This is a genomic window from Sphaerotilus sp. (assembly GCF_041083715.1).
Classification (GTDB): domain Bacteria; phylum Pseudomonadota; class Gammaproteobacteria; order Burkholderiales; family Burkholderiaceae_C; genus Sphaerotilus.
Genome location: NZ_JBFPGY010000116.1, coordinates 1 through 10,968, shown reverse-complemented (window position 1 = coordinate 10,968; position 10,968 = coordinate 1). Strand labels below are relative to the sequence as shown.

Annotated in this window: 11 protein-coding genes; 2 read left to right on the top strand and 9 right to left on the bottom strand. The window is 69.4% G+C overall.

The features are described from left to right. Window positions 1-103: 103 nt before the first annotated feature. From AB3X43_RS05640 to AB3X43_RS05630, 3 genes are all read right to left on the bottom strand, one after another. A complete protein-coding gene (locus AB3X43_RS05640) occupies window positions 104-697 on the bottom strand; it encodes a TRAP transporter small permease (protein ID WP_369428891.1) in 594 nt (197 codons plus the stop codon). Between the two features lie 18 nt (window positions 698-715). Continuing rightward, window positions 716-1,738: a TRAP transporter substrate-binding protein gene (locus tag AB3X43_RS05635; RefSeq protein WP_369428890.1), complete on the bottom strand. Its 1,023-nt coding sequence runs from the start codon at window positions 1,736-1,738 to the stop codon at window positions 716-718. A 148-nt stretch (window positions 1,739-1,886) separates the two neighbouring features. Next, complete coding sequence (locus tag AB3X43_RS05630; protein ID WP_369428889.1) at window positions 1,887-2,993, bottom strand: YncE family protein; 1,107 nt, start codon at window positions 2,991-2,993, stop codon at window positions 1,887-1,889. A 187-nt stretch (window positions 2,994-3,180) separates the two neighbouring features. On the opposite strand from AB3X43_RS05630, the gene AB3X43_RS05625 reads away from it, so the two are divergent. After that, window positions 3,181-5,178, top strand: coding sequence for a sensor histidine kinase (locus AB3X43_RS05625; RefSeq protein WP_369428888.1), 1,998 nt, complete (start codon window positions 3,181-3,183; stop codon window positions 5,176-5,178). Beyond that, a complete protein-coding gene (locus tag AB3X43_RS05620; protein WP_369428887.1) occupies window positions 5,132-5,755 on the top strand; it encodes a response regulator transcription factor in 624 nt (207 codons plus the stop codon). The genes AB3X43_RS05625 and AB3X43_RS05620 overlap by 47 nt, the downstream gene beginning before the upstream one ends. A gap of 28 nt (window positions 5,756-5,783) precedes the next feature. On the opposite strand, the gene bioB is transcribed toward AB3X43_RS05620, so the two are convergent. The 6 genes from bioB to AB3X43_RS05590 form a co-directional block, all read right to left on the bottom strand. Continuing rightward, on the bottom strand, window positions 5,784-6,785 hold the full coding sequence (gene bioB, locus AB3X43_RS05615; protein ID WP_369428886.1) for a biotin synthase BioB: 1,002 nt from the start codon (window positions 6,783-6,785) through the stop codon (window positions 5,784-5,786). Continuing rightward, window positions 6,782-8,014: an 8-amino-7-oxononanoate synthase gene (bioF, locus tag AB3X43_RS05610; protein ID WP_369428885.1), complete on the bottom strand. Its 1,233-nt coding sequence runs from the start codon at window positions 8,012-8,014 to the stop codon at window positions 6,782-6,784. The genes bioB and bioF overlap by 4 nt, the downstream gene beginning before the upstream one ends. Beyond that, entirely contained in the window at window positions 8,011-8,670 is a 660-nt protein-coding gene (gene bioD, locus AB3X43_RS05605) for a dethiobiotin synthase (protein WP_369428884.1), read from the bottom strand. Before bioD ends, bioF begins: the two co-directional genes overlap by 4 nt. Further along, window positions 8,660-10,057 (bottom strand): adenosylmethionine--8-amino-7-oxononanoate transaminase, encoded by a 1,398-nt coding sequence (gene bioA, locus AB3X43_RS05600; protein ID WP_369428883.1) that lies wholly within the window; start codon window positions 10,055-10,057, stop codon window positions 8,660-8,662. Before bioA ends, bioD begins: the two co-directional genes overlap by 11 nt. Window positions 10,058-10,074: 17 nt before the next feature. Beyond that, the gene (panD, locus tag AB3X43_RS05595; RefSeq protein WP_369428882.1) at window positions 10,075-10,470 is read right to left on the bottom strand and encodes an aspartate 1-decarboxylase; all 396 of its coding nucleotides are present in this window, start codon (window positions 10,468-10,470) and stop codon (window positions 10,075-10,077) included. A 96-nt stretch (window positions 10,471-10,566) separates the two neighbouring features. Beyond that, the coding region (locus AB3X43_RS05590; RefSeq protein WP_369428880.1) for a histidine phosphatase family protein at window positions 10,567-10,968 on the bottom strand (402 nt) is incomplete at its 5' end.

Genomic DNA, 10,968 nt, shown 5'->3' with positions numbered 1-10,968 from the left:
GTCATCGTGAACAGGAAGGTCAGCACCGTCAGCCCCAGCGAGATGCTGATGGGCATCCCGGTGAGCATCAGGGTGATGAGCAGCGCGAAGATGATGAGCGTGTTCATGCGCGGCCTCCAGGGGCGGCAGACGTGCCGGCCAGCAGTTCATCGGGGTTGACGTCCTCCATGCCTTCGACATGGCCGTGGTCGTGGTGCGGCAGCTCGCCGGTCTTCAGGAAGTTCCACGCCACCTGCAGGAAGCGGAAGCACATCAGGTACGACCCCAGCGGCACGCACAGGTAGACGATCCACATCGGCACTTCCAGGTCGGAAGAGGTCTGGTCGGTGTGGCCGATGTGCCAGACGAAGTTGGCGCCCAGCGTGCCGACGATGCCAGTGAACAGCGCCCCGGCCAGCAGACTGACCATCACCATCGCCTTGCGCGGGCCGCCCGTGAGCTTGCGCACCAGCACGTCCACGCCGACGTGGATGCCCTGGCGCACGCCATAGGCCGCACCGAACTTGGCCATCCACACGAACAGGAAGATGCACAGCTCCTGGGCCCAGCTCACGTTGAGCCGGACCATCCAGTCCTGCAGCACCGGAATGCCAGCGAAAAAGCGGTGGACCACCGCCAGGAAGATGATGGTGGTGGCCACCGCCATCAGGGTCGAGATCAGCACCTCTTCGAGCCGATCCAGCAATTTGAGCAACATGGAATCTTCTCCCAGGCGTCACTTCGGCGCGACGAAACCGGCCGACTTGTAGGCCGCTTCGATCGTGGCCTTGCCGACCCGGCCTTCCATTTCCTTGTGGACGGGCATCAGGGCCTTCTTCCACTCGGTGATCTCGGCGGCCGTGGGCGTGTAGACCGTGGTCTTGCCGCTGGCCTTGATCTTGTCGAGACCGATGGCGTTTTCGGTCGAGGCGATCGCGTTGGCGTAGGTGGTCGCGTCCTTGATGGCCCCGTCCACGACCGTGCGCAGATCGACCGGCAGGCCGTCATAGAACTTCTTGTTGATGATCACCGCGTAGGCCAGGTGGCCGTGGTTGGACAGGGTGAGGTGCTTCTGGACCTCGAAGACCTTCTGCGTGTAGAAGTTCGACGGCACGCCCTCGGTGCCATCGACCACGCCCGACTGCAGCGCCTGGTACAGCTCCGAGAACGCCATCACCTGCGGGATCGCGCCCAGGGCACGCATCTGCGCGTCCAGCACCTTGGACGACTGGATGCGCATCTTCAGGCCCTTGAAGTCGGCCACGGTGTGCAGCGGCTTGTTGGCGCTCATGACGTGGAAGCCGTTGTCCCAGTAGGCCAGGCCCTTGATGTCCTTGGACTCCAGCTTCTTGAACAGCTCCAGGCCGAGCGTGGCCGTCGTGTTGCGGAAGGAGGCGTCGTCCTTGAACAGGAAGGGCAGGTCGAACACCTCGAACTCCTTCACGCCCAGCGGCCCGAACTTGGCCAGCGACGGCGCCAGCATCTGCACCGAACCAAGCTGCAGGGCCTCCAGCTCTTCCTTGTCCTTGTAGAGCTGGCTGTTCGGATAGACCTCGACCTTGAGGCGGCCGGCGCTGCGCTGCTCGACCAGTTCCTTGAAGCGCTGCGCACCCTTGCCCTTGGGCGTGTCGGGCGCGACGACGTGGCTGAACTTGATGACGATCGGGGCCTGGGCCTGCACGGAGGCCGAGGCCAGCAGCGCAGCACCCAGGGCGGCGCTCAGCAGGGTGCGGCGGGACAGGACGGAAAGGACGTTCATGGAGATCTCCGGGGCCCGCGAGGGCCGGTCATGCATGGGGTGGGATGGATGGGGCCGGAGTGTCCGTGCGGGTGCCGCCTGCGAGGAACTGTGGATTTCCACATTTCTGTTGCACGCCGCCGCTGACCGCCGGCCGGCCGGCCATGGTTCAGCGCCCGTACTCGTACACCGTGAAGCGGTCGGGGAAGAAGGTGTTGGCGTAGTACGGCGACACACTGGTGGTGATCTTCCCGGCGTAGTCCGCGCTGCCCTCGCCCGTCACGCCGTAGAGCTTCTTGGTCGTCGGGTGCAGCGCCATCGTGCGCAGCCCGTTGGCCACGCCCACGGCCTCGACGGCGACGTACTGGTCGGCCCCCTTCTGCTCCACCACCAGCAACTGCGAGTGGACACCGTTGGCCAGGAAGACGCGCTTCAGCTCGCGGTCGAAGGCCACCGTGTCGTTGCCGCCGCCGGTTTCCATCGCGAAGACGCGCTCGCCCGTCTGGCCGTTCATCACCACCAGGCTCGGCTTGACCACCGGCCCTGGCGTGGTGAGGGCCGCCACCGGTGCCGTGCCCCGGCAGCCGACGAAGACCCGGTCGTTGCCCGCGTCGTAGGCCAGCCCGTTGGCCTGGGCGCAGTCCGGCACCGGCCACTGCGCGACCACCTTCAGTTGCTGCATGTCGATGCGCAGCAGCCGGGATTCGTCCCGCGTGGCCATCAGCAGGTGGCCCTTGCCGTCGGCCTCGGCGTGCTCGGGCTTGCGGGAGCTGATGCGCACCTCGCCCACCTTCTTCAGCGACGGCACCTCCAGCACCACCAGGCTCGTGCCCTCCTTGTCCGCCGCCATGTTCACCAGCAGCCGCTTGGTCACCGGATCGTAATGCGCCGAATCCAGTTCGTCGCCCAGCTTGATCGATGGCTGGGTCGCCAGGGTGGACAGCGAGAAGGGCGTGAGCGTGCCGTTCTCGTTGGTGGACAGGCCCAGGTCGAACTCGGGAATGACCACCGCGCCGTTCGAGCTGGCAGCGGCCGTCCCGGCAACGATGCCGACCAGTCGGTTCTTCTGCAGGTCGAACACCTGCAGGCCGGTCTTGCGGTGCCCGATGTACAGCCGGTCATGACCGGCGTCGAGCGACACGTAGTCCCAGGTCGTGCTGGGGCCGGCCAGCGGGGTGGCGCCTGTCTGGTGCCAGCCATCGAAGGCATGGGCCGCGGAGGCCAGGCACAGAGCCGCCAGGACGGTCGCCGGAACTCGGAAGAATGCGCGCTGCATGGGGTGTCTCCTCTCATGGGGGTTGGTGCGGTGCAGTGTGGGCGCCCACCGGGTCCGCGAGAAACTGTGGACTTCCACATTTGTGCGCCAGGTGTGCGCCCATCTGCGGCCATCGCCAGGGATAACCCTTGAATTCGGACCAATCACGGGGGCACCCACCCCGCCAGGGGTCACTAGACTGCGGGCCATGCGCCCGAGCCACGCCCCCACCGACGACATGCCCTCCGACCCGGGGCCGACGCGGTGGCGTGCGCTGTGGCTGCTGCCGATGCTGTTGGCCCTGGTGTTCGTGACCGGTGTGGGGCTGTGGGCGGTCCACAACGAGGTCGAGGAGCGGGCAGAACTGCGCCGCACGATGATCACCGATGCGCTGAGCCTGGATGCCCAGTTGCTGGCGCACCTGGATACCGAGACGACCCGGCTGCGCCTGCTTGCCAGCCGGCTGCGGGACCAGCCGCGCGACGCCCGCGGACTGCGCGACCAACCCGAGGTCATGGCCGGGTTGCAACGCTTGTGGATCAGCATCACCTGGCTCGACCGGGACAACCGCATCGTGGCCCAGTTCCCCGACGGCCCGCCAGCCGAACCGGTCTTGGCCGAAGAACGCCGCGGACTCTCGGCCCACCTCGTCGCGACCATCGATGCCCCGCCTCCCCAAGGATCGATCCCGTTCGGCATTGGCGAGTCCGGCGGCGAGCGCCTGGTGGTGCGCTACGCACCGGCAACGCTGCTGCGACGCGGCGCGCCCTGGTGGCTCACGCGGCGCTATGTCGTGCGGCTGGTGGACAGCTCCGACCAGGTGATCGCGGCCCTCGATGACCAACCCTTCGCACCCGGCGAGCGCGAGAGCTACCGGCTCCAGGCCGGTGGAAGCTTCAGCAGCACGGGCACCTTCCTCGAATTGATCCCCCGAGAAGCGCCCCGACCATGGTGGCGCCAGACGCCACTGGTGCCGCTGGGCGGTGTCCTGGTGCTGATCGGTGTGGCCACGGTGCTGCTGCGGCGCCAGATGAAGCAAATCAGCCACGCCGAAGCGGCCTGGCGCACGCAGGCCCGGTGGCGCAGGGCGATGGAGGACTCGGCGCTGGTCGCCTTGCGCGCGCGCGACACCGAAGGCCGGCTGCTGTATGTCAACCGCACGTTCTGCGACATGGTCGGTCTGCCGGCCAACACGCTGATCGGCTGCAAGCCGCCGATGCCGTACTGGCCACCGGACGCCATCGAAGAGGCGATGACGCGCAGCCAGCGCAACCTCGCCGGACTGGCGCCGCGCGAAGGCTACGAGACCCGCTGGCGGCACGTCAATGGCCGAGCCATCGACGTGATGGTGCTGGAATCTCCGCTGATCGACGCGCATGGCCGTCAGATCGGCTGGATGGGCTCGATCGTGGACATCACCGAACGCAAGCGACTGGAGGAGCGCGAACGCAACCAGGCCGACGCGATGGCCCACCAGGCCCGGCTGACCACGCTCGGCGAGATTGCCTCGGCGCTGGCCCACCAGCTCAACCAGCCCCTGACGGTGATCGCCAGCTACAACGGCGGCGTGCGGCGCTCGCTTGAGCGTGCGGGATTCGACGATCCAGCGGTGCTGACGGCGCTGCAGCGTCAAGGCGAGCAGGCGGCGGAGGCCGGCCGCATCGTCCAGCGCATCCGCCAGTTCCTGACCCGCCGCAGCCCGCAACGCGAGCGCTGCGACGTGGCGCAGACACTGCGCCGTGCCGTCGGGCTGCTCGGCCGAGACCTGCAGCGTCAGCGCATCGTGGTGGGCTGGGCGCTGGCAGACGGGCTGCCTGCCGTGCTCGCCGATCCGGTGCTGATCGAGCAGGTGGTGATCAACCTGGTCCGCAACGCGGCCGACGAACTCGCACAAGGCGGCGGCGAACTCCGCATCAGCGCGACCGTGACCGGTGCGCACCACCTCCGCATCGACATCGACGACAACGGCCCCGGCCTGCGCGGCCACACCATCGAGACGCTGTGCGCACCGTTCTATTCGACCAAGGCCGACGGCATGGGGATGGGTCTGGCGATCTGCCGCTCGGTGATCGAAGCCCACCACGGCGCGATGGACGCGAGCGCCAGCCCGCTCGGCGGGGCCAGGTTTTCATTCACCCTTCAGCGATTCGACGACTGCCATGACGACGAGCCAGACCCCGACCCGGACGATTCACCTGGTCGATGACGAAGAGGCCGTGCGTGACGCGCTGGCCTTCCTGTTCGAAACCCACGGACTGGAGGTGCATCGCTACGCCAGCGGCCCCGACTTGCTGGCCGCCTGTGATGCGGGAATGCCGGACGGCTGCATCCTGCTCGACGTGCGCATGGAGCCGATGTCGGGCCTGCAGGTCCACGACGCCCTGATCGCGCGGGGCGTGCGCCTGCCGGTGATCTTCCTGACCGGCCATGGAGACATCCCGATGGCCGTCGATGCGCTGCACAAGGGCGCATTCGACTTCGTCGAGAAGCCTTTCAGCGACACGGCACTGGTGCTGCGCGTGATGAAGGCGCTGGATCTGGCCGCCCGCCAGCGCCACAGCCGCGCCGCCGAGGATGCACTCGGCCAACGCCTGACCAGCCTGACCGAGCGCGAGCGTGAAGTCATGCTGCGCGTGGCCGCAGGCAAGCTCAACAAGGTCATCGCCGACGAGCTGTGCGTGTCGGTGCGGACCATCGAGGTCCATCGTGCCCGCGTCTATGACAAGCTCAGCGTGCGCTCAGCCGCCGAGGTGGCGGCGCTGCTGGCCCGTCGCCGCCCATGACACCCGGTGCGCGGACACGCTCAGGCCATCACGCCGTCGTCGTCATCCCCAGGCGCTCCAGCAGCGCCCGGTCACGCGCCGACTGCGGATTGCCGGTGGTCAGCAGCTTGTCGCCGTAGAAGATCGAGTTCGCGCCGGCGAGGAAACACAGCGCCTGGATCGCCTCGCCCATCTGCTCGCGCCCGGCCGACAGGCGCACGCGGGCGGTCGGCATGGTGATACGCGCCACCGCGATGGTGCGCACGAACTCGAACGGGTCGAGTTGGTCGGTATCGGCCAGCGGCGTGCCTTCGACTTTGACCAGCTCGTTGATCGGCACCGACTCCGGGTACGGCGTCAGGTTGGCGAGCTGCGCGACCAGGCCGGCGCGCTCGGTGCGGCTCTCGCCCATGCCGACGATGCCACCGCAGCAGACCGACATGCCGGCGCTGCGCACATGCTCCAGCGTGTCCAGGCGGTCCTGGTAGTCGCGGGTGGTGATGATGCGGCCGTAGGCTTCCGGCGCGGTGTCGAGGTTGTGGTTGTAGTAGTCGAGGCCGGCTGCTTTCAGCGACTGCGCCTGCGTCTGGCTCAGCATGCCCAGCGTGCAGCAGGTTTCCATGCCCAGCGCCTTCACGCCCGAGACCAGCTCGGCCACCTGCTCGATGTCGCGGTCCTTCGGCGCACGCCACGCCGCGCCCATGCAGAAGCGGGTCGCGCCCTGCGCCTTGGCGTCGTTCGCGGCCGACAGCACAGCGTCGATGTCGAGCAGCTTGCTGGCCTCGACCCCGGTGTCGTAGTGGACCGACTGCGGGCAGTAGCCGCAGTCCTCGGGGCAGCCGCCGGTCTTGATCGACAGCAGCGTGGAGAGTTGCACCTCGTTGGCCTCGAAATGCTGGCGATGCACCTGCTGCGCCTGCCAGAGCAGGTCGTTGAACGGCAGCGCGAACAGCGCCTCGATCTGCGCGACGCTCCAGCGGGCGTCGGCCGCCGGGGCAAGGGGCTTGGCGGGGCGGATCAGCGTGACGGGCTGGGGGGTGGCGAGGCTCATGCAGTGGTCTCCTGGGATGTTCGGGGGGACAGTTCGATGATCGCGTCGGCGAGGCGCTCGACCTCGGCGACGGTGTGGGCGGCGGACAGGGCAATGCGCAGCCGGGCGGTGCCAGCGGGCACGGTGGGCGGGCGGATGGCGGGCACCCACAGGCCGTGCTGGCGCAGGCCGTCCATCAGCGCCAGCGCCGTGGCGTTGTCGCCGACGATCAGCGCCTGGATCGGCGTGGGCGAATCGAGCAGCCGCCAGCCGGTGTCCGCCAGACCGGCGTGCAGCCGCTGGCGCAGCGCCGCCACGAGGTCGGCCAGCCGCACGCGGCGCCATTCGTCATGTTGCACGCGGCGCAGGCTGACCCGCAGCGCCTCGGCCAGCATGGCGGGCGCGGCGGTGGCGAAGGTGTAGCTGCGGGTCTTCTGCAGCAGCCATTCGATCAGCGTCGCATCGCCCGCCACGAAGGCACCGGCCACACCGAGCGCCTTGCCGAGCGTGGCCATGTAGAGCACGCGGCGCGAGGCGGTCGGCCCGATGAGGCCGAAGCGCGCCAGCGTGCCGCGCCCTTGCGGGCCGAGCACGCCGAAGCCATGCGCGTCGTCCATCAGCAGCAGCGCGTCGTGCTGCTCGCACAGCGCCAGCAGACGCGGCACGTCGGCGACGTCGCCGTCCATGCTGAACACGGCGTCGCTCATCACCAGCTTGCGCCGGGCGGTGCAGGCCGCGAGCTGGGCGGCCAGGACATCGAGGTCGGCGTGCGGGAAACGGTGGATGGTCGCCTTCGACAGCCGGGCGCCGTCGATCAGGCAGGCGTGGTTGAGCGCGTCCGAGAACAGCGCGTCGCCCTCGCCCACCAGCGCCGGGATGACCGAGGCGTTGGTGGCGAAGCCGGCGTAGAAATACAGCGCCCGCGGCAGGCCGACGAAGCGGGCCAGCTCGTCCTCCAGCGCCGCGTTGGCCGCGCTGTGGCCGCTGACCATCGGCGAGGCGCCGGAGCCGACGCCGTAGGCGCGGGCGCCCGCGCAGGCCGCCTCGACCAGCGCCGGATCGCCCGCCAGGCCGAGGTAGTCGTTGCTGCAGAAGGCCAGCAGCCGCTCGCCGTCCACGCTCAGGTAGCCATCGCCCAGCGGCCGCACGACGCGGCGGCGGCGCAGCAGGTGGGCGTCGTCGAGCGCCTGCAGCCGGGCGGGCAGCTCATCGAGCCAGGAGGAGACGGGAACAGGAACAGGTTCGGTCATGGGGTCGGCATGGCATGGAAAGGCAGATCCGCCAGCAGCGGCGCAGCAAGGTGTCGGCACAGGAAGGCCACGTTGTCATCGGCGCAGGCCATGTGCGGATCGATCCGGTTGGCGATCCAGCCCGCCAGCGCCAGCCCGCGGGTGCGCACCGCCTCGGCCGTCAGCAGCGCGTGGTTCAGGCAGCCGAGCCGGATGCCGACCACCAGCACGACCGGCAAGCCCAGCGCCTCGGCCAGATCGGCCCCTGTCACCAGTCCGCCGCCCGGCGGCTCGTCCAGCGGCTCCTCCAGCGGCACGAGAAAACCGCCCGCACCCTCCACCACGACCACCTCGGCCCGGCGCTGCAGTGCACGGCACGCAGCGACGATCGGCTCCAGCGCGATGGCCACCCCGGCGCGCCGGGCCGCCAGGTGCGGCGACAACGGTTCGGGCAGGCGCACGGGGCTGTCGAGTGCTGCCGGCACCACGACGTTCGACGCCGCCCGCAGCCGCAGCACGTCGTCATCGTCCCGTGCCGTGCCGGCGGCGATCGGCTTCATGCCCACCGCCCGGTGGCCCGCCGCGACAAAGCCGCGCAGCAGGTGGGCGGCGGCGTGGGTCTTGCCGATGCCCGTGTCGGTCCCGATGACAAACACCGAACCCAGTTCAGACCGCATCGATCACCACCGCCGCAGGGTTCGGCACGGCCGAAACCCCCTCCTCCGCCAGCGTGTCGTTCAACGCCGCCAACGCGCCCCGCGCCAGCCAGGCGCCGCTGCCATCGTCAGCCGCTGCGTCGATCGCATAGGGCGGCATCGCGTACAGCGTGTGCCCGATCGGCCGCAGCAGCAGCCCGTGCGCCAGCGCGTGGCGGCTGTAGCGGCGGGCGAAATCAGGCAGCGACGTCTCGATGTCCCAGGCCCAGACCATCCCGAGCTGGCGCGCCTGCCGCACACGGGGATGGGCGGTCAGCGGGGCAAGGCGTTCGGTCAGCTGCGCGGCCGTCGTGCGGTTGCGCACCAGCACGTCCTCGCGCTCGAACAGGTCCAGCGTCGCCAGCGCGGCGCGGCAGGCCAGCGGGTTGCCGGTGTACGAGTGCGAGTGCAGGAAGCCCCGCGCCACGGTGTCGTCGTAGAACGCCGCGTACACCTCGTCCGTCGTCAGCACCGCCGACAGCGGCAGCATCCCGCCGGTCAGCCCCTTGGACAGACAGAGGAAGTCGGGGCGAATCCCGGCCTGCTGGTGCGCGAACATCGTCCCGGTGCGACCGAAGCCGACCGCGATCTCGTCCACCACCAGATGCACGCGGTACTGGTCGCACAGCGCCCGCACCCGCCGCAGGTAATGCGCATCGTGCATCGCCATGCCGGCGGCGCACTGGATCAGCGGCTCGATGATCACGGCGGCCGTCTCGGCGTGGTGGTCGGTCAGCCAGCGTTGCAGCGACTGTGCGGCGCGTTCGGCCACGTCCACGGCGGATTCGCCCCCGACCGCGCCCCGTGCATCCGGGCTGTCCACGGTCGCGGCCAGGCGCACCAGCGGCGCATACGCCTCGCGGAAGACCGCGATGTCGGTGACGGCCAGCGCCCCGACCGTCTCGCCGTGGTAACCACCCGCCAGCCCGACGAAGCGCGACTTCTCCGGTGCACCGTGGTTGCGCCAGAAGTGGGCGCTCATCTTCAGCGCGATCTCGGTCGCCGAGGCGCCGTCGCTGCCGTAGAAGGCGTGGCCCAGCCCGGTCAGCGCCGCCAGCCGCTCGGACAGTTCGACCACCGGGCCGTGCGTGAAGCCGGCGAGCATCACATGGTCGAGCCGGCCGAGCTGATCGACCAGCGCCGACACCAGCGCCGGGTGGTTGTGGCCGAACAGATTGACCCACCAGGAGCTGATGCCGTCGAGGTAGCGCCGGCCCTCGTGGTCGTACAGCCAGACGCCTTCCGCCCGGGACACGGGAATCAGCGGCAGGCCAGGCGAGCCAGGCGTGCCGTCGTGCAGCTTCATCTGGGTGCAGGGGTGCCACACCGCGCGCAGGCTGCGGGCGCGCCAGTCGTCGTTCAGGCTCACGGGGTCGGATGCCGGGTTCAGCGCAGCGGGGAAACCTGCGGCGGGTTCTCGGGGTGGGCGCGCAGCTCCTTGATGCGGTTCTGCTCGTCCATGAACACCAGCCTGGGCGCGTGCGTGGCGACCTGGTCCTCGTGCACCTGGGCGAACGCGGCCAGGATCACCAGATCGCCCGTGCTGGCGCGGCGGGCAGCCGAGCCGTTGAGCGAGATGATGCCGCTGCCGCGGGGTGCCTTGATCACGTAGGTGACGAAGCGCTCGCCGTTGTTGATGTTCCAGACGTGGATCTGCTCGTTCTCGCAGAGGTTGGCCGCGTCGAGCAGGTCCTCGTCGATGCCGCAGGAGCCTTCGTAGTGCAGCTCGCAGTGGGTGACCGCGGCGCGGTGGATCTTGGATTTGAGCAGGGTGCGGAACATGGCGTCGGTGGTCCTTGGACGTCGTAATTCAAAATTCAAAAAGCAGCGCATGGTAACGGCTGAGGCCGCGGGAGGCGAATCTACCCCACCGGCCCTTCAGACGACAGGGCGAACGCGCTGTCCGTAGCGCGGTGGCGCAGGCCAGGTGGCGGCGGTCAGCGCACCCTGTGCCAGCCCCTCCCCTTCCAGACACCTGAGCAGGTTGATCCACCCTGCATGCCCGACGACCAGGCGCGGCAGCTGGCCGGCCCGGACGGCAGCCAGCGCATCCGACACCCGGGTGTGGAGCTGTTGCAGCGATTCGCCACCGCCCGGTGCGTGCTGCAGGAAATCGGCTTCCCAGGCCAGCACGTCGGCGTGGGCGATGGCGGACCAGCACCGGCCGTCCCAGACGCCGAAATCAAGCTCCAGCCAGCGCGCATCGATCTGGTGTCGCCAGCCCCAGCGGCGCAGCCAGCGGCCGACGTCGGCGCCGCGGCGCAGCGGCGAGGTGGCGAC

Bases quoted from the DNA above. Each gene is read 5' to 3' on its own strand.
- AB3X43_RS05620 (WP_369428887.1), top strand. From the start codon at position 5,132: ATGACGACGAGCCAGACCCCGACCCGGACGATTCACCTGGTCGATGAC.
- AB3X43_RS05630 (WP_369428889.1), bottom strand. From the start codon at position 2,993: ATGCAGCGCGCATTCTTCCGAGTTCCGGCGACCGTCCTGGCGGCTCTG.
- AB3X43_RS05625 (WP_369428888.1), top strand. From the start codon at position 3,181: ATGCGCCCGAGCCACGCCCCCACCGACGACATGCCCTCCGACCCGGGG.
- AB3X43_RS05640 (WP_369428891.1), bottom strand. From the start codon at position 697: ATGTTGCTCAAATTGCTGGATCGGCTCGAAGAGGTGCTGATCTCGACC.
- bioD (WP_369428884.1), bottom strand. From the start codon at position 8,670: ATGCGGTCTGAACTGGGTTCGGTGTTTGTCATCGGGACCGACACGGGC.
- bioF (WP_369428885.1), bottom strand. From the start codon at position 8,014: ATGACCGAACCTGTTCCTGTTCCCGTCTCCTCCTGGCTCGATGAGCTG.
- panD (WP_369428882.1), bottom strand. From the start codon at position 10,470: ATGTTCCGCACCCTGCTCAAATCCAAGATCCACCGCGCCGCGGTCACC.
- AB3X43_RS05635 (WP_369428890.1), bottom strand. From the start codon at position 1,738: ATGAACGTCCTTTCCGTCCTGTCCCGCCGCACCCTGCTGAGCGCCGCC.
- bioB (WP_369428886.1), bottom strand. From the start codon at position 6,785: ATGAGCCTCGCCACCCCCCAGCCCGTCACGCTGATCCGCCCCGCCAAG.